Origin of the sequence: Variovorax sp. 22077 (genome assembly GCF_052044195.1) — a bacterium.
Classification (GTDB): Bacteria; Pseudomonadota; Gammaproteobacteria; order Burkholderiales; family Burkholderiaceae_C; genus Variovorax; species Variovorax atrisoli.
The window spans coordinates 121,987-144,090 of sequence record NZ_JBQEQC010000022.1; the positions used below are offsets into that span (position 1 = coordinate 121,987).

The following is a 22,104-nucleotide window of genomic DNA, read 5'->3' on the forward strand; positions in this document are numbered from 1 at the left end:
CTCTTTTCCTCCCATGTCCCACGGTCTCAATCCCGCACAGCTCGAAGCGGTCAACTACATGAGCGGTCCCTGCCTGGTGCTCGCCGGCGCGGGCTCGGGCAAGACGCGAGTGATCACCCACAAGATCGGCCGGCTGATCCAGTCGGGCATCGAGCCGCAGCGCATCGCGGCCATCACCTTCACCAACAAGGCCGCCGCCGAGATGCGCGAGCGCGCGAAAGACCTCATCGGCAAGGACGCGCGCAAGGTGGTGGTGTGCACCTTCCACGCGCTGGGCGTGCGCATGATGCGCGAGGACGGCAGCGTGCTCGGCCTGAAGAACGCGTTCAGCATCCTCGATGCCGACGACGTGACCAAGATCCTGAAGGACGCCGGCGGCACCACCGACGCGGCCACCGCCCGCATCTGGCAGTGGACCATCAGCAAGTGGAAGAACATGGGCCTGAACGCCGCGCAGGCCGAGGCCCAGGCGGCCGACGACAACGAGCGCATCACCGCGAAGATCATGGCGCGCTACGAGGAGCGCCTGCTGGCCTACCAGAGCGTGGACTTCGACGACCTCATCGGCATGCCGCTGAAGCTGCTGTACGAGTTCCCCGAAGTGCGCGCCAAGTGGCAGGCGAAGATGGGCCACATCCTCGTCGACGAATACCAGGACACCAACGCCACGCAGTACGACGTGCTCAAGGCCCTGGCCGGCGAGCGCGGCCACTTCACCGCGGTGGGCGACGACGACCAGTCCATCTACGGCTGGCGCGGCGCCACGCTGGACAACCTGCGCAAGCTGCCGGTCGACTATCCGAAGCTCAAGGTCATCAAGCTGGAGCAGAACTACCGCTCCACCAGCGCCATCCTGCGTGCGGCCAACAACGTGATCGGGCCGAACCCGAAGCTCTTTCCGAAGACGCTGTTCTCCGAACTCGGCGAAGGCGAGCCAGTGCGCATCGTCGATGCCGACAACGAGGCGCACGAGGCCGAGCGCGCGGTGGCTCGCATCATCAGCATCCGCGCGGGCGAGGCCACCACGCAGGGCAAGCAGTACAAGGAGTACCGCGACTTCGCCATCCTCTACCGTGCCAACCACCAGGCGCGCGTGTTCGAGCAGGCGCTGCGCAAGGCGCAGATCCCGTACAAGGTCTCCGGCGGCCAGAGCTTCTTCGACCGCGCCGAGATCAAGGACCTGTGCGGCTGGTTCCGCCTGTGGGTCAACAACGATGACGACCCGGCGTTCCTGCGCGCCATCACCACGCCCAAGCGCGGCATCGGCCACACCACGCTCGCCAGCCTCGGCACCTTCGCTAGCCAGTACAAGCTGAGCCTGTTCGAGGCGCTCTTCAGCCCCTCGCTGCCCAGCGTGCTGCCCAAGCGCACGCTCGAGGGCATCCACGAGTTCGGCCGCTACATCAACGACCTCGAATACCGTGCGCGCCGCACCATGGGCGCCGAGGACTCGCGCACCTTCATGCTCGACTGGCTCAAGGAGATCGAGTACGAGAAGCACCTCTACGACGGCGAGGACAGCGAGGCCGCCGCGGCCTCGCGCTGGACCAACGTGCTGGAGTTCGTCGACTGGATGTCGCAGCGCGCCGGCGGCACGCTCGACGACGCATCCGGCGCCGACAGCGGCGGCATCGAGAGCGAGCGCAAGAGCCTGCTCGAGGTGGCGCAGACGATCTCGCTGCTGTCCACTATCAGCGAGCGCGAGCAGGACCAGGACGTGGTCACGCTCTCCACGCTGCATGCCTCCAAGGGCCTCGAGTGGCCGCACGTGATGCTCATCGGCGTGAGCGAGGGCCTGCTGCCCTTCAAGCTCGACGACGACAACGGCCGCCAGCAGCAGGTCAGCGAAGACACGCTGCAGCGCCTGCAGGAAGAGCGCCGCCTGATGTACGTGGGCATCACGCGCGCGCAGCGCAGCCTGGCCGTGAGCTGGACCAAGAAGCGCAAGCAGGGCCGCGAGATGGTGCCCTGCGTGCCCAGCCGCTTCATCGCCGAGATGGGCCTGGACAAGGCCACCACCAGGGAAGACCCGCGCGAGAAGCTCAAGGCGCTGCGCGCCGAGTTCGCGCGCAAGGCGCAGGACAGCGCGGCGAAGGCGGCAGCGGCCGCCTCGGCGCCATGAGGACGACAGCGAGGACGACGACGAACACGATGAAGAAGAAGACCACCGCGACCGCTGCGCTGCTCGCCGGCGCCATTGCCCTCCTTTCGGGCTGCGCCTCGATGAGAGGCGGCAACCCCGACTGCCCCACCGACGCGCGCGACCTGCCGCTGGAATCGCTCTACGGCAGCTGGGAAGCCCGCTTCGACAACCTGCCGGCCGTGGCCGTCGTGCAGCTCGGCAAGCACCCCGACTACGACGGCGTGCGCGGCACCATCACGCGCAACGGCGCCAACCCGGCGAAGGCCACGGTCGCTCAGCTCGCGGGCGACGTGGACGACGAAGGCGCGCTCTCCATCGACGAGTCGCAGGACGGGCGCGCCATCAGCGGCGTCTGGTCCGGCAAGCTGCAGGCCGGCTCGTGCGGCCGCGAATTCAGGGGCACCTGGCGCAATGCGGCCGACGAGAGCACGCACCCGTTCGTGCTCAGCAAGACAGTGGCACAGGAAGGAAAGAAGCCATGACGAAGACGAAGAAGATCATCCCGCGGTCCCGATTCGGGTTCGGCACGCTCGCCGCCGTGGCGACCTGCCTGGGCGGTACGGCGGGCGCGTTGCACGCGCAGGCCGTGGACAAGCCCCCGAGCCCGCTGGCCGACTCGCAGCTCACCTGGCAGCAGTGCACCGCGCTCGGCGCCAACAACGAGGCCCGCCTGGCCTGCTTCGACCGCTGGGCGCAGCAGCAGACGCTGCCCGCCGCCGCGGTGCCGCCTGCCCCGCCGGTGCTCGCGAGCACGCAGCCGCCGGTGGACGGATCGGTGCCCGCCACGCGCGTGGTCTCGGTGGCCACCACCGAGGGCTGCCGCGACCGCCAGTACTCGGCGCTCTCGCGCTTCTGGGAACTGGAGAACGCCACCGACTGCGGCACCTTCGGCTTCCGCGGCTACCGTCCGCTGAACGTGTCGGTCTCGGCCGCCACCAAGAAGCCGGAGACGCCGACCTCGCCTTCGCCGGACCACACCGCCGACCCCGTGGCCTACCAGGCCAACGAGATGCGCATCGGCCTGTCGGTGCGCACCAAGCTCGCGCAGGGCCTGCTCACGCAGAACGACCCGGTCAAGAAGGATTCGCTGTGGTTCGCCTACAGCCAGCAGTCGACCTGGCAGCTGTTCAACGGCTCCATCTCGCGGCCCTTCCGCACCACCGACCACGAGCCCGAGCTGATGTACGTCTACCCGGCCGACTTCAAGCTGCCGGGCGGCTGGCGCTGGCGCTATGCCGGCCTGGGCATCGTGCACCAGTCCAACGGACAGAGCCTGCCGCTGTCGCGCAGCTGGAACCGCGTGTACCTGATGGGCGGCGCCGAGCTGGACGACCGCTTCACCATCACCGGCCGCATCTGGAAGCGCATCTCCGAAAGCGCCGCGAAGGACGACAACCCCGACATCGCCGACTACATCGGCCGCGCCGAGATCACCGGCCGCTGGAACCTCAACCGCGACAACCAGCTCGCCGTGACCGTGCGCAACAACCTGCGCGACAGCGGCCGCGGCTCGATCCGCCTCGAATGGCTGAAAGCCATCGGCGACCCGACCAAGAGCAACCTGCGCTTCCACACGCAGCTGTTCTCGGGCTATGGCGACACGCTGGTGGACTACAACCGCAAGCGCACGGTGCTCAGCATCGGCCTCAGCCTCGTGGATTTCTGACCTCTTTCATACGCAGACAAAACCAATGAGCGCAGACCTCACCCCCGTCGACGACACGCAGCGCGAGATCATCGCGGCGCTGCATGTCGCGCCCGTCTTCAATGCAGCCCGCGAGCTGGAGCGGCGCGTCGACTTTCTCGCAAGCTACCTGAAGCAGACCGGCCTGAAGACGCTGGTGCTGGGCATCAGCGGCGGCGTCGATTCGCTGACCGCCGGCTGCCTTGCGCAGCGCGCGGTCGAGAAGCTGCGCGCCACGGGCTACGACGCGAGCTTCATCGCGATGCGCCTGCCCTACGGCGTGCAGAAGGACGAGGCCGAGGCGCAGGCCTCGCTCGCGGTGATGAAGCCCGACCGCACGATCACGGTGGACATCCGCCCTGCGGCCGACGCCATGCTCGCGGCGCTGAAGGCCGGTGACCTGGAGTTCCGCGATGCGGCGCATGAAGACTTCGTGCTCGGCAACATCAAGGCGCGCCAGCGCATGATCGCGCAGTTCGCGGTGGCCGGCGCGCACGACGGCATCGTCATCGGCACCGACCATGCGGCCGAAGCGCTGATGGGCTTCTTCACCAAGTTCGGCGACGGCGCGGCCGACATCACGCCGCTGACCGGCCTCAACAAGCGCCGCGTGCGAGCGGTGGCGCAGCTGCTGGGCGCGCCCGACGCGCTGGTCTTCAAGGTGCCGACCGCCGACCTCGAGTCGCTGGTGCCGGGCAAGCCCGACGAGGACGCCTTCGGCGTCACCTACGAGCAGATCGACGACTTCCTCGAAGGCAAGCCGGTGTCGGCCGAGGCGCGTCGCATCATTCTTTCCACGCATCGCAAGAGCGCGCACAAGCGCGCGCTGCCGGTCGAGCCGTTCTGAGCGCGGCGCCCGCCCCGCCCCGCCCCGCCTCGCCTTCCCGCGCTGCCTCAGCGCGTGACGACCTTCCAGCGCCCGGCCGAGATCTCGGCGGCGTAGGGCGCCGGAATGCTGGCTTCGTAAGCGTTGCCGCGCACGACCGCGTCGTAGCTGCGGACGGCCTGGCCCTGGGCGTCGTACAGGGTCCAGCGCACCTGGGAGCCGTCGGGCGCCTTGTGCACCACCTGCATCGAGGGCACGCCGATGTTGGCGCCCACGTAGGCGTAACGCGCGTCCGCCGTCATAGGCACATGGGGCGGAAAGGGCTCGCTGTCGTCGACAAGTCTGTCGGCAAAGAACATCTTCGACCGCCAAGTGCCTGCCCTCCCCGAGGATTACATCCCCGCGGCAGTCCCGCGCGCACATCGCCACGTGGCGATGTCGATCACGACACCCTCTCAGTCTTCAGGGGTCATGGGCAACTGGAATTTTTAACAGCCCGGTAGGAGTCGTTGGACCGCGGGCGCGTGTCAGGCTCGAGTATTGAGGTCGGCCGGCCCGTGGGCATCCACGTACCCCTCCGGGTCATCTACCCAGCGCTGCAGTGCGGCACGCGGCCATCCGCAGGCGCGTCCACCCAAGTGCACAGGAGCTGGAAACTTGCCCTCAGCGATCCTGCGATATAGGGTCGCGCGGCTCAGCGCGGTGATGCGTATCACATCGTGCATGCGAAAGAACTCGGGCCCTTCCGCGCTCGAAAGGTCAACACGGCGGTGACTGGAATGGGGTCCAAAATGCATGACAACTCCTTGAAGCTGGTTCGAGTCTCAAGCAGCTACCTGAATACCGGCGGCGATCTCTGACTTGAAGAATCCGGACAGCAGCAGCACCGGCGCCGAAACCAGCAGCAAAACCATCCAGACTTCAGCGTTGCGACCGTATCGAGCGCCTCTTAAGACTCGCTCCCGTGTGGATGCGCGTGAGCATGCGACGACTCACGACTTCCGGTAACTAACAACTTTCACAGTAGACAACCCCTATCTTTCGGCGTCAGTGGCCGCCCTCCCAGACGGCGACACCGCAGCAGGGCTGCAGCCCAATGCAAGACTGGCGTCATTGCGCATCCGCTCGTATTCATAAGTGCGCTGCGTAACACTCACCGAGAAACAGACGCGGGCCGCGCCTCGAACAAGAACCGCCTCTTTGCCAAGCGACTACCTAGAACGCCAACGACATGAGAGTGCGACTGTCCTCAAAGTAAACCCGATCCGCCCTCGATGCGCGGCACGTGGCGCATAGATGGCCGATGGGAAATTCCCGCTCGTACGGCAAGGCGCTGTCATCGCCGCTCTTCCTGCTCAGCACACACGATGGGATTCGTGCTTCGCTCAGGATTGCCAAACAACGACGGGGTGAGAACGCAACGGAGAAGCTGCAAACGCGGCGTCGAGTGCAGGCGATCAGGACGCGACTGGGCTCACCCGATTGGCATCACCGACTCGGCCTCTGTCCGGCAGACGCGGAACAGTCGGCCCGTCGTGTGGCAAGGCCAGACGGACATCGATAATCGAAACGAGCAAGTCGTACGGCGTCGCGCAGGCATGGCGCGTGGGCATTGCGTTTCGTCATTGCGGCCTGCGAGATGCAATTCGAGCAAATGAAACAGTGCTTGCGGTCGCGGGCGATGAAACCCGCGCGCCAGCCCCCAAGGGCGGCCTCAGCGAAATCGGTGGCACTCGCTAGGGGCGCAGAACCAGTTCCCAACATCAAGGTTCATCGGCCGCTGGATAAAGCTCCTGGCTCACCGAACGTGCACTCCAAGTGCTTTGGCATCTTTACGCTCCTGCGCCCGGTTTCGCTCCGCATCCTTCCAGCGCTCAGCCATGCGCCGCTCATCGGTCTGCACGGCAGGCATGCGTTCGATGAAGCGCTCCACGCGCTCGGCCAATTCGGCCTGCCCCTGCCTTCTCAGCGTATCGGCGGTCGCCTGCCAGGCTGCCGCCACCTCCTGCCGCGTGCGCTGCATCTCATCTCTGCCGGCATCCAGGGTGTCTCGCTTTGTCTGTAGGGCCCGCAGCACGGCCCCGAGCTTGGCCCGCATGAAACTCGAAGTCTTCGGCGGCCGCCGACCTGCCCGCTCATCTGGTGCCAGCCGCCCGAACGCCCGAAGCGCACGCAGCCGGTGATGGATGGCGTCTTTCAGCGGCTTGCGGGTCTGGCCGCGTACCTGCCGCGGCGTCGCGTTGGCCGCGACGCCCTGCTCCCGCATCAGCGCGGCGAACTGTTCGCGCCATCGGCGCAACGTCTCCTTGCGGATATACAGACGCTTGCCAGGCTCGAACTCGTGCTCGCACTTGACCACGAGGTGCACGTGCGGATGTGGCTGGTCAGTGTGCAGCACCATGGCGTAGCGGTACTGCATCGCGAAGTTCTCCCGGGCAAACACGCGTGCCGCTGCGAGCACCTTGTCTAGAGGCGTACCCGGCGGCATCGACAGCACGATGTTATGGGCGAGCTTCGCGCGGCTGTCCTTCTGGCCTGGGGCCGGCTTGGGCCTGTACTGGCTGCTGCACAGGTCCAGTTGCCAGTCGAAGACGATCTCCCTGGGCGCCCCGCGGCCCTGCATGGCAGGTCCCTCATCGGTCTCGAGGGGCACCTTGCCGTGCCGGCTGATGTAGCGCAGGTACGCCTCGACGCCACCGGTGTCGCGCCCGCCACCAGAAACCTTCACCAACACCTCGGGCGTGCGTCCCACCGTGCGCTGGATCTGCGCAATCTCGCCGGAACCGAAGCGCAGCGTGCCACCGGGTCCACGTCGACCATAGCTCACGATGTCCAGCGTCATGTCGCGCACGCCATCGGCGGATTTGCGACCGCCGCGTGCGAGCCGCAGCGTCTGCTTAGGCATGGTCCACCTCGCGGCCGCGGGTCTCCCAGCTGACCAGGTTGCGCTGCACGATGGCGGCCGTCGCGCGGCGCGCCTGCTCGATCTCCCTTCGGGCAAGCGCAAGTGCATCGATGATCTCGGAGGCCTGCGGCTGTGTGGCGGTGTTCGGCAAGCCGAACATCCGAAACTGCCGTCCGAGCGCGGCCAGTTGTGCGCAGGTCGCCTCGATCTGGTTGAGCTCTTCCGGTGGCAGCACCACGGGTCCGTGCAGGTGGTTGTGGATCAGCATGGCCAGGTAGTTGCCCGGCTTCATGCCCCGAGCTTCGGCCCGGTCAGCGATCAGGGCGCGATCGTCCGCGCGAAGCCGCAGCGTGATCCGATCTTCGGAAAGACGGCCCGTGTCCGAAGCGCGCGGGGCATGAGTGGAGGACGACACCGTGGTCGGTGCATTGGTGCGCAGAACTTCGTCGACGAGCTTGGCGAGCAGGCCTGCCTCGGTGAGTTGATGACGTGCCGCGAGTGCGGCAAACCGTGTCCGGGTTTCGGCTGACACCCGGATCCCAATCACGCTCGATCGAGAGGTCTTGGTCATCGCGACGCCATCGCTGTTAACAATGTCTGACGGCAGTCTATCCTGCCCTCACAGCCGCACAAGGACTCCCCCCTCAAAACTCCTCCCGCTTCCCGCAACTATCGTGTCTAAGCTGCCGGCATGCATCATCCATCGTGCTTACGCAGAGCGCTCTGCATGACTGTCTGATAGATGCCTCGCCATTCATCGAACAAGAAGGACGCCGCTTTTGATAGACCGGCCGGAGCTGTCTCGGCATTCGGCATGCCGAACACCGAAGCTGAGAGAAGTAAAAGAAATTGGTATGTGCGAATCCCAAATCGATGAGTCGGGCCGGCATCGGCCTCCCTCAGCAAGCCTGACAGTTCGGCGAGCAACTTAGTCGCGCAGTGTGAAAACCACCGAGATGTAGGAGACCGGTCCCGAGTGGATGGACTCGATGCCATGCAGCGCACTTGCCTCAAAGAGCAGCGAGTCTCCTGCCTTCACCTCGACCATCTTGCTGCCATAGCGGTAGCTGACTTCACCGGACAGGAAGTACAGGAACTTCAGACCCGGGTGCTGGAAGGTCATGTAGGGGTCGGCGCCCGGCAGCAGCGTTACCAAGTAGGGTTCGATAAATAAGTTGCCCGATAAAAGGTGGCCCAGCAGCTCGTAGCGGTAGCCCGCCACGGCCCCTATGCGGTCGACCACGAGCCCCTGCCCTGCCCGCACCTGACAGAAGTCCGTGCGCCGCGACTGATCGCAGAAGAAGCGCGAGACCGGCACGTGCAACCCTTGCGCGAGCCGCTCCAGCGTCTCCACCGAAGGCGAGACTAGGCCGCGCTCAATGCGCGAGAGCATCGACGCAGAAATCCCCACCGCCAAGGCCAGTTGCCCCGCAGACATTCCTGCCGCAATACGCAGAGCTCTCACTTGCGCCCCCCTTATTGCCAGGGACAGGCTGCGTGCCGCAGGTGCTGGATTCTGCCGCCTTGTAGGTGATGCAGAAGCGGGAAGCCGCACCGCGCGTACGCTTGGCAGCGGCGACGGGAGCAATGTCAGAGACATTTAGTTCACCTCGTCATGGTAACTATATCCCGTGATATTTTATCCCGTGGTGTTTTATTCCCGCAATACTGACCATCTCGGAATGGTCAACAGGGTTTCAGTTACCAGGAAGAAAGTGCCAGAGCTCGTACTGTTTGGCGAAGCGGTGCGACGGCGCAGAAAAGAACTTGGCTATTCTCAAGAGGCATTCGGCGACGCATGTGAAATCGATCGCAGCTACATTGGCGGCATAGAGCGAGGCGAACATAATCTCGCGCTCATCAACATCCTCAAGATCATTGCAACCCTGGAAATGCAGCCTTCTGAGTTCTTTCAGGCGCTTGACAGACCGCGCAAGAAGCTGAGATTGACCTGAGTCTTGGTTTGGAGGTGCGGACGAAAACTAGCACTGGTTTATGCCGCAAGTCCAAGGCTCACCTAGTATTCGATAAGGCTGAGAGAGCCAAGAGATATCTAAGGCTACGCTGAAGTACCACCCTTTTTCTGCATCGAGCGTGCTGCACGCTTTGTATTGCGCTGATCGGTATTCAGGATGAGGGGGTTCCGCCCTGCTTGAGCATTGCCGCGCCCTTGGGCGTTTTACGTGCGCACGCCCACCAGCAGCAGCCCTCGGGGTCATGTAGATATTGGCCAGCGCAAGGGCCGTGAATGGCCTGGTCGCATTCTTGTGAAGTCCACAGTATCGAACCTTGCTGAAGCCCCACAGTCTATTGACGACAGCGAAAACGTGCTCGACCTGCGCGCGCACCTTGGACTTCTTGCGGTTGCTCAGACGCTGGCTCTCATCGGGCTCGCCATCAACCTTGCGCACACGCCCGTTGGTGCAGTCCAGCGCCGCAGGCGCCTTGCTGGCGATCAACTCCTGCTGGCCCGCATAGGCGCAATCTCCGTAGACCTTCAACTCTTCGCCGTGCAGCAGTTCGGGCAATGGGTGCTTGTCGTGCACGTTGGCCGCAGTGACCACCGCGCTGTGGGCCAGCCCCGTGCGGCTGTCCACGCCAATGTGCAGCTTCACTCCGAAGAACCAGTTCTTGCCCTTGGCCACTTGGTGCATCTCTGGATCTCGCATCTTGTCAGCGTTCTTCGTGGAACTGGGCGCGCTGATGATCGTCGCATCTACGATCGTGCCGGTGCCTCACAAGGTCTTCTTCCACGCCACTTCTTCATCGCCGCGGGAAACTGCCTTGTAAGCCCTCTTCCAGGGCTTCTGGGGCGCGAAACCGCTGCGCGCCTGGTAAACACCCCTCCGTGTGCACCGGAAGTCGTCCGCCAAAGCGTTGCTCGACGAGTTCACCCACTGCCGCACGCGTCCACAACGTATAGCCCATCTTCAGCTGATCTGGCGTCTTGCCGGTGATCAACTTGCGTGCTGCCGTTTCCTGAGCCGCGTCCAAGCGCCGTCCATTGCCAAGCTTGAGGCGCATCTTGCAGCGCCTTGACTCCAGTCGCCTGATGACTCTTGCAGACGTCGAACACGCCCGCGTGGCTCAGTCCTATCTGTCTTACGTTCGACCCGCCTTCCGCAGTCGAACTACTTGCACACGCCCTTCGTGCCGACCTCGTGCTACAGCGATCTCAGGTCGGGCCTTCCATCGTCCAAGCAGGAGGGCGAATTCCTAAGATTCAAGATCATTGCCGGGTCGGACAACGCATCAGCCGGCTTGGCCGGCAGACTTTTCCAACATGGCCCAGCTCTGTCACGCCCCATGACGGCCCACAAATCCATGGATACTGACCGGCTATCGAATTGTGCGGTTGAGGCATTCTTCTCGCCGCTCCAGTGCGCGATAATCTGACCTAGGTCGTACGGAGAGCACCATTTTAACTTTCGCACCGCACGACCTTAAATGGTCTGGTGTACCCGAAGGTGTGCCCAGAGAACAGGAGCAGTGAGCGAAAGCGAGTGCTGGCGAGGGTTGCGCAGAATTATTCGATTCCGCCCCAGTCACCAGATTCAGCAAGGCGCTGCAACTCTCGCGGTTGCGGCGCCTTTTGCCTTGCGCTCGTCTCGCTGCGATCCGTGCGGCCTCCTGCATTGTCAGATCAGGTCCATCGGCGGTGAGGTCGACGGCGACTTGCTTCACTGCAGCGCCACCTCCGTCCCGTCGGCAGCCACCATCACCCCCGGCGTGTTTTCCGCGATCTCGATGGGCACTCCCATGTGCTTCGTCGCGCTCATGTCGCGTTCGCCAGGGATGGTGATCAGCGACAGGTCGCGCAGATACTGGTCGCGCAGTGCGGGGCTGAGCACGAACTTCCGGGGGTAGGCGTTGTTGTTCTCTCTCCAGTGCGCGGAGAGCTTCTCGGTCATCTGCAGGTACAGCGTAGTCATCGGCTGATCGTAGCGGCAGGCCCGCGCCTACAGTTGGGCGGGCCGCACGCTGCACAATCGTCGCGGGGAGCCACGACGACGAGCCATAGCTAAAAGAACAAGCAAGCGCGCACCTGCGAGGATCATCAGCAATGCCGATGGACTTTCTGCGTCGGATCGAGGAGGCGTCTTTCCCGCTGGCCATCCTGGAGGAGGCCGATATCCACTGCGCGGCCGTCCTTGCGGCGGCCGGGTTCATCGAGGCGAGGCTTCCCGAGCCGGGCGAACGCCTGAGGCGGTCCGCCATGATCCTGCGCATCACGCCGCTCGGTCGGGCGGAGCTTGGGCGATGGCGTCGGCAGCGGGCCTGAGGGCCGCTTCCATCAGCGCTGAGGGCAGCAGCAGCGACGCTCAGGCTGCCGCGTCGAGCACCAGCTGAGTCTGGGTGACGACTGCGCAGAGCATTCCATCTGCATTGGCGATCGTGGTCTGCCACACCTGGGTCGTGCGCCCGCGGTGCAGCGCCACGCTGGTGCCGGTGACCGTCGTTCCCACGCGTGCTCCGGCGATGAACTTGGTGCTCGAATCGGTCGTCGTCGTGCGCTTGCCTTCGGGCAGGTTGACGATGGTGCCGACTGCGCCCAGCGTGTCCGCGAAGGCCATGTAGGCGCCGCCATGGAGGATGCCGCCGGCGGTGCACAGGTCGGGGCGGACTTCCATCTGCGCGACTACGCGCTCGGGCGCGAGTTCGGTGAGCCTCACGCCCATGAGGCCGGGGAAGATGGTGTCCAGCAGCTTCTGCATCGAGGCGATGTCGGGCATGAGCGTCTCCTTGCTTGTGGTGTCGAGGAACGAATGAAGGCGAAGGCTCAGGCGGTCGCCGCCGCTGCAGCCGTCGCGCGCCGCAGCGCGGCGCGTGCCAGCAGGCGGGTCGAGTCCAGCGTCGGCAGCGACGAGTTGCCGTCGTCCAGCACCAGCGGAAGCTCGGTGCAGCCCAGCACGACGGCATCGCAGCCGCGCGCCTTCAGCCCGTCGACCATCCGCCGCAGCACGTCGGTGGACTCGGGCTTGATCACGCCGCGCACGAGCTCGTCCATGATGATGCGGCCCATCTCCGCACGCTCGTCGGCGCCTGGCCGCACGGCTTCGAGCCCGGCTGCAGACAGCGCCTGCGGGTAGACCTCGCTGTTCACCAGCCAGTGCGTGCCCAGCACGCCCACGCTGCGGAAGCCGCGCGACACCGCCTCGGCTGCAACCACCTCGGCGATGTGAAGCCATGGCCGCGGCGATTGCGCAAGCACCAGGTGCATCGCCTGGTGGATGGTGTTGTCGGGGCAGATCAGGAAGTCGGCGCCGGCCGCGGCGAGCTTGCCTGCGGAGGACAGCATCAGCTGCGCGACGCCGTTCAGGTCGCCGCGGTCCAGGCAGTCCACGTACGCCGCGAGCGAGTGCGTGTGCATCGAGACCTCGGGGTGCGCATGGGCGTGGCCCATGTGGCTGGCGCCTTCGACGCACAGCGTGCGATAGCAGAGCGCGGCGCCTTCGGCCGAGCAGCCGACGATGCCGATGTGCAATGGCATGGAAGATGTCTCCGGAAACGAAGTGGCAGAAAAGAGGCGGACGATGTTCTCACGCCCTGCGCGACACCGCCACGCCGGCATGGCGGTCGAGCCGCAGCGTCATCAGCGCCGCGATGGCCATCAGCAGGCCGACCACGTACCAGGCATGGCGAAAGTCGGCGAGCTCCACCGCGGGCGCGCCGCGCAACGCCTGCGAGGCGCCGAGCACCATCGCGCCCAGAGCCACGCCGAGCGCGAGCGACACCTGCTGCAGCATGGTGCCGAGCGTGCTGGCGCCCGCGCGGGTCTCGTCGGGCACGTCGGCGAAGGCCAGAGTGCCGATGGCGGTGAAGTTCATCGAGCGCGCCATGCCCGCCACGAAGAGCAGCACGCACATCCACGGCAGCGGGTCGCCCGGCGACAGCAGCCCGCAGCCGAAGAGCGTGGCGGCGCAGATCGCGCCGTTTACCGTCAGCACGCGGCGAAAGCCGAAGCGCCGCAGCACCGCCGTGGTGGCGCTCTTCATCACGAGGTTGCCAGCCATGTAGACCAGCAGCATCGAGCCGGCCTGGAAAGCGTTCATGCCGAAGCCGATCTGGAACATCAGCGGCAGCAGGAAGGGCGAGGCGTTGATCGCGACCCGAGAGACGAAGCCCGCGGTCGCCGTGGCCAGCGCATAGGTCGGCACCGCCAGCGCACGAAGGTCGAGCAAAGGCGCCGCCGCGCGCCGCGCGTGGCGCACCGCGGCGATGGCGGCCGCCACGCCTGCGGCCAGCAGGCCGAGCGTGAAGGCCGAGCCCGGCTGCGGCCCGCCCAGCCGCGTGAGGCCTTCGACCAGCGCGGCCAGCGCGATGGCGGTGAGCACGAAGCCGGCGGCGTCGAAGCGCGCCGGCGCCGCGTCGGCCCGGCGCGGAAAGAGCCGCATGATCAGCCACAGGCCGACGAGGCCCAGCGGCACATTCAGCAGGAAGATCCAGCGCCACGACGCATGCGTGGCGATCAGCCCGCCAAGCGGAGGCCCGATCACCGGAGCGATGAGAGCCGGCCAGGTGATGGTGCCGATGGCCTCGATCAGCCGGTGCTTCGGCGTTTCGCGCAGCACCACCAGCCGGCCCACCGGCGACATGAAGGCCGCGGCCGCGCCCTGCAGCACGCGCGCCGCGACGAAGAACTCGAAACTCGGCGCGAGCCCGCAGGCCAGCGAGGCGAGGGTGAAGGCCCCGACCGCCAGCGCGAACACCCGCCGCGCGCCGAAGCGGCCCGCGCACCAGCCGGCGGCCGGCACCAGCGCGGCCATCGCGATCAGGTAGACCGTCACGCCCAGGCTCGCGTCCAGCGCGCCGATGCCGAAGGTGGCCCCGATCGCCGGCAGCGCCGTGACGATGACGGTGGCGTCTAGCGTCTCCATGAAGAAGGCGGCCGCCACCGTGAGCGCGATGCGCCTGGAGGCGCCTTCCGAGGCCGGGACGGGCTGGGCGTTGTCGTTCATGCGCCGAGTCTGACACCGCCGGGCGCCTAGGGTTTACCCGGTGGTGACGATCCGGAAGCTCGGACGGGACCGGTCTGCGGCATCCGGATCGTCGGCGGGGCACCTCGCCCCTCTTGGGGAAAAGCGCTTTGAAATCAATGGCTTACGGCACCTGCAGACCCTCGCCGGCCGTGGCATGTCGATTGCTGAATCACCGGCCGGCCGCGCCCCTCCGATGTGGGCCCGGTCACGACCCTGGAGACAAACCAATGAGCACCCCCATGGAACACCAGACCGCCCCCAAGCCCTTCTACAAATCCCTGTACTTCCAGGTCATCACGGCCATCGTGCTCGGGGTGCTCCTGGGCCATTTCTATCCCGACACCGGCGCCTCGATGAAGCCGCTGGGCGACGGCTTCATCAAGCTGATCAAGATGATCATCGCGCCAATCATCTTCTGCACGGTGGTGGTGGGCATCGCCGGCATGGAGGACATGAAGAAGGTCGGCAAGACCGGCGGCATGGCGCTGCTGTACTTCGAGATCGTGAGCAGCATCGCGCTGATCGTGGGCCTGGTGCTGGTGAACGTGCTCAAGCCCGGCGCAGGCATGAACGTCGACGTGAGCCAGCTCGACACCAAGAGCATCGCGGCCTACACCGGCCCCGGCAAGATGCAGAGCACCACCGACTTCCTGCTCAACATCATCCCGAGCACGGTGGTCGATGCCTTCGCTAAGGGAGAGATCCTGCAGGTTCTGCTGATCGCCGTGATGTTCGGCTTCGCGCTGCACCGCTTCGGCGGCCGCGGCACGCTGGTGTTCGACGTGATCGAGAAGGGCTCGCACGTGCTCTTCGTGATCGTCGGCTACATCATGAAGGTCGCGCCCATCGGCGCCTTCGGCGCGATGGCCTTCACCATCGGCAAGTACGGCGTGAGCTCGCTGCTGCAACTGGGCCAGCTGATGGCCACCTTCTACGCCACCTGCCTGCTGTTCATCTTCGTGGTGCTGGGGCTGATCGCGCGTTTCCACGGCTTCAGCATCTGGAAGTTCATCAAGTACATCAAGGAAGAGCTGCTGATCGTGCTGGGCACCTCGTCCAGCGAATCGGTGCTGCCGCGCATGATGGCCAAGATGGAGAACCTGGGCGCGAAGAAGTCGGTGGTCGGCCTGGTGATTCCGACCGGCTATTCGTTCAATCTCGACGGCACCTCCATCTACCTGACGATGGCGGCCGTGTTCATCGCACAGGCCACCAACACCGACATGACGCTCACGCAGCAGCTCACGCTGCTGGCGGTGCTGCTGCTGACCTCGAAGGGCGCGGCGGGCGTCACGGGCAGCGGCTTCATCGTGCTGGCGGCGACGCTGTCGGCGGTGGGGCATGTGCCGGTGGCGGGGCTGGCGCTGATCCTGGGCATCGACCGCTTCATGTCGGAAGCCCGTGCGCTCACCAACCTGATCGGCAACGGCGTGGCCACGCTGGTGGTGGCCAAGTGGACCGGCGACCTCGACACCGTGCGCATGAACCAGCACCTGAACCAGGAAAGCACCGCCGAGGCCGACGAGCCCGAGCGCGTGCTCGACGCCACCGAGGCGCACATGCCCGTCGCCTCCACGCGGCAGGTTTCCTGATCCTCCCCTCGGCCCCGCCCTGGGGCCATCGGGCTGCCACTGATGCAGGCGGCCCCGCCTTGTGCAATAACGGCCCCATGAATCCAAGGGAGCCGGCCCGGCGTCTAGACCCACATTCCGACCAGGCGACGAGAGGGTGGCGCGGCCTGCCTCGATGGGGCGGCGCGCTGGCCCTCGTGGCCGTGGCCGCGTTCGCGGGTTACCAGGTCGCCATGCAGACCGGTCTGGCCCGGCTGCGCGAAGCGGCCGACCACCGGCTCGACATGCTCGCCACCGGCCTCGACGCCGACCTGGCCCGCTTCGACTACCTGCCCGCGCTGCTGGAGATGACGCCCCTGGTGCCGGCCCTGCTTGGCACCCCGTCGGACACGCGGCTGCGCGATTCGGTCAACCGCTATCTCGACGGCGTCAACGCCGCGGCGGGCGCGGAGATGCTCTACGTGCTCGACGCCTCCGGCACCTCGCTGGCGGCCTCCGACTGGGACAAGCCCGGTACCACCGTGGGCCAGGACCTCTCGTTCCGTCCCTACGTGATCGACGCGCTGGGACAGGGCAGGGGCCGCTTCTACGGCGTGGGCATCACCAGCAAGAAGCCGGGTTACTACCTTTCCTACGCGCTGCGCCGCGGGCAGGCCTCGCGCGGCGTGGTGGCCGTGAAGATCAATCTCGAGGAAGCCGAGCGCGCCTGGCGCAAGCTGCCGGGCGACGTGGCCCTGATCGACCAGCGCGGCGTGGTCATACTTTCCACGCGAGAGGACATCAAGTTCCGGCCGCTGCTGCCGCTCGATGCCCTCCAGCGCGCCGAGGTGCTGCGCTCGCGTCCCTACGGCGAGGCCGCGCTGCAGCCGTTGCGATGGACGCAGAAGGAGGCGCTCGACCGCGACGTGCAGGTGATCTCGCTCGACGGCGTCGACCAGCTCGCCTCGGCTCGCACCCTGCGCGGCGCGCCGTGGCAGCTGGTGGTGCTCGACAACCTCGCGCCGCTGCACCTGGCCGCGCGCAACGCGGCCATCACTGCCGGGCTCGCGATGACGGTCTTGCTGCTGGTGGCCGTGGCGCTGTGGCAGCGCCGCCGCGCGGTGCGCCAGAAGCTCGCCAACCAGGCCGCGCTGCAGGCGGCGCACGACACGCTCGAATCGACCGTGGCTGCGCGCACCGCGCAGCTGCGCGCGGCGCAGGGCGAACTGGTGCATGCCGGCAAGATGGCCGCGCTGGGGCAGATGTCGGCGGGCGTCGTGCACGAGCTCAACCAGCCGCTCACGGCCATGCGCACGCTCTCGGAAAGCGCCGCCATCCTGCTCGACAAGAACCGCCTCGACGATGTGCGCGGCAACCTCGAGCGCATCCGCGGCATGGTCGACCGGCTCGCGCGGCTGACCTCGCAGCTGCGCACCTTCGCCTACAAGAGCGAGCTTCCGCTGGCGCCGGTGCTGCTGTCGCACGCGATCGCCGACGCGCAGGTGATCGTCGCCGAGGCGTCCAGGAAGCATCGCGTGGCCATCGAGGTCGACGTGCAGCCCGCCACGCTGAGCGTGATGGCGGAGGAGGCCGCGCTCGGCAGCGTGCTCGCCAACCTGATGCGCAACGCCATCGACGCGATGCAGGACGCGCCGGTGCGCAAGCTGCGCCTGCAGGCGCGGCCGAAGGAGGGCCGCGTGCTCCTGTCGGTGACCGATACCGGGCCGGGCATCCGCCCCGACATCCTGCAGCGCCTGTTCGAACCCTTCGTCACCGGCAAGGCCGCAGGCTCGGGCCTGGGACTGGGTCTCGTGATCTCGGCACAATTGGTGCGGTCCATGGACGGCACGCTGCGCGCGGCCAACCTGGACGGCGGCGGGGCCTGCTTCGTCATCGACCTGCCGGCGGCCATTGCCGTGATTCACGACAGCAGCAGCCAGCCGCCGGTTTCCGACGCCTTTTCCATTGCACAACAGGAGTGATCCCCAAGTGAGCGAAGCCCCTGCCATCCGGGTGATGCTGATCGAGGACGACGAAGACGTCCGTGTCAGCACCACCCAGGTGCTGACCCTGGCCGGTTTCGAAGTCGAGTCCTTTCCCAGCGCCGAGCGCGCGCGCCCGCACATCACGTTCGGCGTGCCCGCCGTCGTCATCAGCGACGTGCGCCTGCCGGGCATGAGCGGCACCGAGTGGCTGCCCGAGCTGCGCAACGTCGATCCCGAGCTGCCGGTGATCCTGGTCACCGGCCATGGCCACATCGCGATGGCGGTGCAGGCCATGCGCGAGGGCGCCTACGATTTCATCGAGAAGCCCTTCGGCTCCGAGCGGCTGGTGGCCATCGTGCGCCATGCCATCGAGCGGCGGCAGCTCAGCCTGCAGGTGCGCGCATTGCGCGACGCGCTGGAGAACTGGCAGGGCATCCAGTCGGTGCTGATCGGCCGATCGGCGCAGATGCAGCAGGTGCGCCAGACCGTGAAGACGCTGGCCGAGACCTCCGCCGACGTGCTGGTCTACGGCGAGACCGGCACCGGCAAGGAGCTCGTCGCGCGCTGCCTGCACGACCACAGCGCGCGCCGGCGCCAGCATTTCGTGCCGCTCAATTGCGGCGGCCTGCCCGAGTCGCTGGCCGAGAGCGAGCTCTTCGGCCACGAGGCCGGCGCCTTCACCGGTGCGAGCCGCATGCGCGTGGGCAAGTTCGAGTACGCCAGCGGCGGCACGCTGTTCCTCGACGAGATCGAGAGCATGCCGATGGCGGTGCAGATCAAGCTGCTTCGCGCGCTGCAGGAGCGCAGCATCGAGCGCATCGGCTCCAACAAGACCATTCCCTTCGACTGCCGCGTGGTGGCCGCGAGCAAGGACGACCTCAAGGCCATGAGCGACCAGCAGAAGTTCAGGGCCGACCTGTACTACCGCCTGGGCGTGGCCTTCATCGAGCTGCCGCCCCTGCGCGAGCGGCGCGAGGACATTCCGCTGCTCTTCGAGCACTTCACGCTGCAGGCCGCGACCCGCTACGACCGCCCCGCGCCGCTCTTGAGCAACGCCCAGCTGGCCGACCTGATGGCCTACGCCTGGCCCGGCAACGTGCGCGAACTGCGCAACGTCGCCGACCGCTTCGTGCTGGGCCTGCTCGGCGAACGCCTGACGCAGGCGCACGGCGGCGGCGGAAGTGCGCAGGGCGTGCCCGCATTGCCGCGCGGGCTGCCGCAGCAGGTGGAGTCGTTCGAGCGCGCCGTGATCGTCGAGGAACTGCGGCGCCAGCGCGGCGACCAGCCGGCCACGGCCGCAGCGCTGGGCATCGCGCGCCAGACCCTGCACGACAAGGTGCGCAAGCTGGGCCTGACGGTCGACGAGTTCAAGTAGGGTGGCCTGCAGCCGCTTCCTGCGGCCGGCCCCTCTTCGGTTCAGTTCAGGTCTAGAACTAGGGGTGCGGACAAAAACTTGGACAGGTTTTATGCCGCTAGCCCCAGACTCACCCGGTATTCGATCGGGCTGAGGGAGCCGAGAGAAATCTTGATCCGCTTCTCGGCTTCGATCCGCGCTTTCCGGCGCGCCGTCGCGAGCGTCACCGCCGGGTAGCGCCCGATGCTGAGCTTGGCTTCCTTGCCATGCCGCTTGTAACGATAGACCCACACCTTGCCGGTCGGTCGCACGCGAAGGTAAAGGCCCTCGCCGTCCGCCAGCAAATATTCCCTGTTACGCGGCGCTGCCGCCTTGATCTGAAGCTCATTGAGTTGCCCCATGGTGTACCCAAAATCGACTGCGGTTGAAAAGCAGTCTGGGGTACACCGTGGGGTACGCGCAAGAACGGGACTTTGTGAGATTCGGTGATGCCGCTTGAGCCGCCTTTTCAGGCTAAGTCCTTGATATACAAGGACTTTTAAGCTGTCTTGGGTTACACCGAGAAAGAAGGATGGTGGCCTGAACAGCACAGCGACCGAATCTGGCTACGGTCCACTGATGAGTCAAGCGCGGCCCCCTCAAGCTGCCGATCAGCGCCCGGAGCACACCGGGTATGGTCGGCGGTTCGGCCAACGAGGCTCCTCGTTGCAAATGAAGTGGGCGGAGTAGGTGGACATGCTTCGCCACTATCGCGCGCGTCGGGCTACAGGAAGCCCATCTCTTGTCACACGCTCCTCGACGAGGCTCTTGCGTGTTGAAGACCGGTCACATCGCGCTACGTCATATGCCCCAAACAAAAGCCACCGAGACTCAGGCCAGTGCAGGCTCGCCCGAAGCCTGCTGCACCGGGATGTACGCACGCTCTTCCTTGATGCGATTTGCGCTGTCCACGAACACCAGCTTCGGCAGGTGCCCTGCCACGCGTTCCTCCGGCACCAAGCCAAAAGCGGCAATGATGAGCAGGTCCCCCACGGAGGCCCGGCGAGCAGCAGAGCCATTGACCGAAATGATGCCGCTGCCGCGCTCACCACGAATGGCATAGGTCACGAAGCGCTCGCCGTTGTTGATATTCCAGATATGCACCTGCTCGTTCTCGGCGAGATTCGCAGCCTCAAGCAAGTCCTCGTCGATGGCACAGGACCCTTCGTAGTGCAGTTCGCAATCGGTGACGGTGGCGCGATGGATCTTGGATTTGAGCAATGTTCGAAACATGATCGGGAAAACTTCCTTGAAGATTTCTGAGTCCATTGCCGGCCAGGCTGATAGCGCGCTTAGCCACGCGCGGGCAGGCGAGCCGAGTGTAGGCAGGCTTCCGATTCGGGGCAATCGCAGATTGCGTAGCGCACGTGGGCACAATTGAAGAACAACAATTCAGGCGCCTACATGCAAAGCACCGACGCAGAAAAATCGTCTGTAGTTCTTTCGACTGATTTTGCGATCAAGCAGGGCCAACGCTCCGATTGGGAAACGCTTCGTCGCCTCATTCCCTATCTGTGGCAATACAAATGGCGCGTGCTCGCTGCGCTCGCCTTCATGATTGCAGCCAAGGTGGCGAATGTCGGCGTGCCGGTGCTGCTCAAGGTCCTGATCGATGCCGTCACGCCCAAGCCCGACGTCAAGCAGGTCTTGTTGGTTGTCCCGATCGCCCTGCTGTTCGCGTACGGAATGCTTCGCCTTTCGGCGACGCTTTTCGCCGAACTGCGTGAGTTGGTGTTTGCCAAGGCTGCGGAGGGAACCGCCCGCAGGATCTCTCTTGAGGTGTTCAATCACCTGCACTCGCTGAGCTTGCGCTTTCACCTGGACCGCCGGACCGGCGGCATGACGCGCGACATCGATCGTGGCACGCGCAGCGTGCAGGCCCTGATCTCGATGACGCTCTACAACATCGTGCCCACATTCGTCGAACTGGCGCTGGTACTGTCCATCCTGGGCGTGAAATTCGGCTTGTTCTTCATCTGGATCACGCTGGGCGCACTGGCGCTATACATCTGCTTCACCGTCGCTGTCACCGAGTGGCGCACCAAGTTCCGCAGAACCATGAACGAGTTCGCCTCGGTTGCGCAGACCCGCGCAATCGATTCGCTGCTGAACTACGAGACCGTCAAGTACTTCAACAACGAAGACTTCGAGGCCGGCCGCTACGACGCCAGCCTTGACCGCTACCGTAAGGCGGCTGTCAAGAGCCAGCGCACGCTGAGCATGCTCACCATCGGACAGCAGGTGCTGGTGACCGGGAGCCTTGTGCTCATGCTTTGGCATACGACCTCGGGCGTTGTCGAAGGCCGCATGACGCTGGGCGACCTGGTGATGGTTAACGCCTTCATGATCCAGCTCTACATTCCGCTGAACTTCCTTGGCGTGATCTACCGGGAGATGAAGCAAAGCTTCACCGACGTGGACAAGATGTTCATCCTGATGGATGAGAAACGCGAAGTGCGTGACGCGCCTGGCGCCCAGGCACTCGCAGCCTCGGATCCCGCCGTGCGCTTCGAGGACGTGAGTTTCGCCTACGAGCCCGCGCGGCCGATCCTCAAGCACGTGAGCTTCGAGATCCCGGCGGGCAAGACGGTGGCCGTGGTCGGCCCCTCGGGCTCGGGCAAGTCGACGCTGGCGCGGC

General features: G+C 65.7%; 20 protein-coding genes and 3 pseudogenes. 10 read left to right on the forward strand and 13 right to left on the reverse strand.

The features are described 5' to 3' along the window. Nucleotides 1–13 precede the first annotated feature (13 nt). The 4 genes from ACTJLF_RS26745 to nadE are packed head-to-tail and all read left to right on the forward strand — an operon-like array spanning nucleotide 14 to nucleotide 4,674. Complete coding sequence (locus ACTJLF_RS26745) at nucleotides 14–2,122, forward strand: ATP-dependent helicase (protein WP_019658306.1); 2,109 nt, start codon at nucleotides 14–16, stop codon at nucleotides 2,120–2,122. Between the two features lie 29 nt (nucleotides 2,123–2,151). Continuing rightward, nucleotides 2,152–2,625 (forward strand): hypothetical protein, encoded by a 474-nt coding sequence (locus tag ACTJLF_RS26750; RefSeq protein WP_126182378.1) that lies wholly within the window; start codon nucleotides 2,152–2,154, stop codon nucleotides 2,623–2,625. Next, nucleotides 2,622–3,809, forward strand: coding sequence for a phospholipase A (locus tag ACTJLF_RS26755; RefSeq protein WP_019658308.1), 1,188 nt, complete (start codon nucleotides 2,622–2,624; stop codon nucleotides 3,807–3,809). The genes ACTJLF_RS26750 and ACTJLF_RS26755 overlap by 4 nt, the downstream gene beginning before the upstream one ends. 25 nt (nucleotides 3,810–3,834) lie before the next feature. After that, the gene (gene nadE, locus ACTJLF_RS26760; RefSeq protein ID WP_440884251.1) at nucleotides 3,835–4,674 is read left to right on the forward strand and encodes an ammonia-dependent NAD(+) synthetase; all 840 of its coding nucleotides are present in this window, start codon (nucleotides 3,835–3,837) and stop codon (nucleotides 4,672–4,674) included. 47 nt (nucleotides 4,675–4,721) lie between these two features. On the opposite strand, the gene ACTJLF_RS26765 is transcribed toward nadE, so the two are convergent. The 5 genes from ACTJLF_RS26765 to ACTJLF_RS26785 form a co-directional block, all read right to left on the reverse strand. Further along, on the reverse strand, nucleotides 4,722–5,012 hold the full coding sequence (locus ACTJLF_RS26765) for a hypothetical protein (RefSeq protein WP_440884252.1): 291 nt from the start codon (nucleotides 5,010–5,012) through the stop codon (nucleotides 4,722–4,724). Between the two features lie 168 nt (nucleotides 5,013–5,180). Continuing rightward, complete coding sequence (locus tag ACTJLF_RS26770; RefSeq protein WP_440884253.1) at nucleotides 5,181–5,450, reverse strand: helix-turn-helix transcriptional regulator; 270 nt, start codon at nucleotides 5,448–5,450, stop codon at nucleotides 5,181–5,183. Nucleotides 5,451–6,451: 1,001 nt separating this feature from the next. Continuing rightward, the gene (locus ACTJLF_RS26775; protein ID WP_440884254.1) at nucleotides 6,452–7,558 is read right to left on the reverse strand and encodes a relaxase/mobilization nuclease domain-containing protein; all 1,107 of its coding nucleotides are present in this window, start codon (nucleotides 7,556–7,558) and stop codon (nucleotides 6,452–6,454) included. Further along, on the reverse strand, nucleotides 7,551–8,129 hold the full coding sequence (locus ACTJLF_RS26780) for a hypothetical protein (protein WP_240650253.1): 579 nt from the start codon (nucleotides 8,127–8,129) through the stop codon (nucleotides 7,551–7,553). Before ACTJLF_RS26780 ends, ACTJLF_RS26775 begins: the two co-directional genes overlap by 8 nt. Nucleotides 8,130–8,486: 357 nt before the next feature. Next, a complete protein-coding gene (locus ACTJLF_RS26785) occupies nucleotides 8,487–9,050 on the reverse strand; it encodes a helix-turn-helix domain-containing protein (RefSeq protein ID WP_440884265.1) in 564 nt (187 codons plus the stop codon). Between the two features lie 139 nt (nucleotides 9,051–9,189). Between ACTJLF_RS26785 and ACTJLF_RS26790 the strand changes: the two genes are divergently transcribed. Further along, nucleotides 9,190–9,513 (forward strand): helix-turn-helix domain-containing protein, encoded by a 324-nt coding sequence (locus ACTJLF_RS26790; RefSeq protein WP_440884255.1) that lies wholly within the window; start codon nucleotides 9,190–9,192, stop codon nucleotides 9,511–9,513. A 261-nt stretch (nucleotides 9,514–9,774) separates the two neighbouring features. Here ACTJLF_RS26790 and ACTJLF_RS26795 read toward each other — a convergent pair. The 3 genes and pseudogenes from ACTJLF_RS26795 to ACTJLF_RS26805 all read right to left on the reverse strand — a co-directional run. Then, nucleotides 9,775–10,290, reverse strand: a pseudogene (locus tag ACTJLF_RS26795) (IS5 family transposase); the annotation flags it as partial. A 23-nt stretch (nucleotides 10,291–10,313) separates the two neighbouring features. Continuing rightward, nucleotides 10,314–10,732 (reverse strand): annotated as a pseudogene (locus ACTJLF_RS26800) (winged helix-turn-helix domain-containing protein); the annotation flags it as partial. Nucleotides 10,733–11,238: 506 nt separating this feature from the next. After that, a complete protein-coding gene (locus tag ACTJLF_RS26805; protein WP_019658326.1) occupies nucleotides 11,239–11,490 on the reverse strand; it encodes a hypothetical protein in 252 nt (83 codons plus the stop codon). Nucleotides 11,491–11,621: 131 nt separating this feature from the next. Here ACTJLF_RS26805 and ACTJLF_RS26810 point away from each other — a divergent pair, with 131 nt between their 5' ends. Further along, the gene (locus ACTJLF_RS26810) at nucleotides 11,622–11,840 is read left to right on the forward strand and encodes a hypothetical protein (protein WP_019658325.1); all 219 of its coding nucleotides are present in this window, start codon (nucleotides 11,622–11,624) and stop codon (nucleotides 11,838–11,840) included. A 40-nt stretch (nucleotides 11,841–11,880) separates the two neighbouring features. Here the strand turns inward: ACTJLF_RS26810 and ACTJLF_RS26815 are convergent, their stop codons facing one another. The 3 genes from ACTJLF_RS26815 to ACTJLF_RS26825 are packed head-to-tail and all read right to left on the reverse strand — an operon-like array spanning nucleotide 11,881 to nucleotide 14,517. Then, a complete protein-coding gene (locus ACTJLF_RS26815) occupies nucleotides 11,881–12,291 on the reverse strand; it encodes a PaaI family thioesterase (protein ID WP_440884256.1) in 411 nt (136 codons plus the stop codon). A gap of 47 nt (nucleotides 12,292–12,338) precedes the next feature. Then, the gene (locus tag ACTJLF_RS26820) at nucleotides 12,339–13,049 is read right to left on the reverse strand and encodes an aspartate/glutamate racemase family protein (protein WP_440884257.1); all 711 of its coding nucleotides are present in this window, start codon (nucleotides 13,047–13,049) and stop codon (nucleotides 12,339–12,341) included. Nucleotides 13,050–13,098: 49 nt separating this feature from the next. Then, nucleotides 13,099–14,517: an MFS transporter gene (locus ACTJLF_RS26825; protein ID WP_440884258.1), complete on the reverse strand. Its 1,419-nt coding sequence runs from the start codon at nucleotides 14,515–14,517 to the stop codon at nucleotides 13,099–13,101. 260 nt (nucleotides 14,518–14,777) lie between these two features. Between ACTJLF_RS26825 and ACTJLF_RS26830 the strand changes: the two genes are divergently transcribed. From ACTJLF_RS26830 to ACTJLF_RS26840, 3 genes are all read left to right on the forward strand, one after another. Then, the gene (locus tag ACTJLF_RS26830; RefSeq protein ID WP_440884266.1) at nucleotides 14,778–16,130 is read left to right on the forward strand and encodes a dicarboxylate/amino acid:cation symporter; all 1,353 of its coding nucleotides are present in this window, start codon (nucleotides 14,778–14,780) and stop codon (nucleotides 16,128–16,130) included. Nucleotides 16,131–16,207: 77 nt separating this feature from the next. Beyond that, entirely contained in the window at nucleotides 16,208–18,070 is a 1,863-nt protein-coding gene (locus ACTJLF_RS26835) for a sensor histidine kinase (RefSeq protein ID WP_019658320.1), read from the forward strand. A gap of 7 nt (nucleotides 18,071–18,077) precedes the next feature. Then, a complete protein-coding gene (locus tag ACTJLF_RS26840) occupies nucleotides 18,078–19,448 on the forward strand; it encodes a sigma-54-dependent transcriptional regulator (RefSeq protein WP_440884259.1) in 1,371 nt (456 codons plus the stop codon). 185 nt (nucleotides 19,449–19,633) lie between these two features. Here the strand turns inward: ACTJLF_RS26840 and ACTJLF_RS26845 are convergent. Together ACTJLF_RS26845 and panD are read right to left on the reverse strand one after the other, a co-directional pair. Then, nucleotides 19,634–19,828 (reverse strand): annotated as a pseudogene (locus ACTJLF_RS26845) (Arm DNA-binding domain-containing protein); the annotation flags it as partial. Nucleotides 19,829–20,297: 469 nt separating this feature from the next. Beyond that, nucleotides 20,298–20,699, reverse strand: a complete 402-nt coding sequence (panD, locus tag ACTJLF_RS26850; protein ID WP_440884267.1) for an aspartate 1-decarboxylase — start codon at nucleotides 20,697–20,699, stop codon at nucleotides 20,298–20,300. 171 nt (nucleotides 20,700–20,870) lie between these two features. Here panD and ACTJLF_RS26855 point away from each other — a divergent pair. After that, nucleotides 20,871–22,104, forward strand: a 1,234-nt coding sequence (locus tag ACTJLF_RS26855) for an ABC transporter transmembrane domain-containing protein (RefSeq protein WP_440884260.1), incomplete at its 3' end; no start/stop codon positions are given.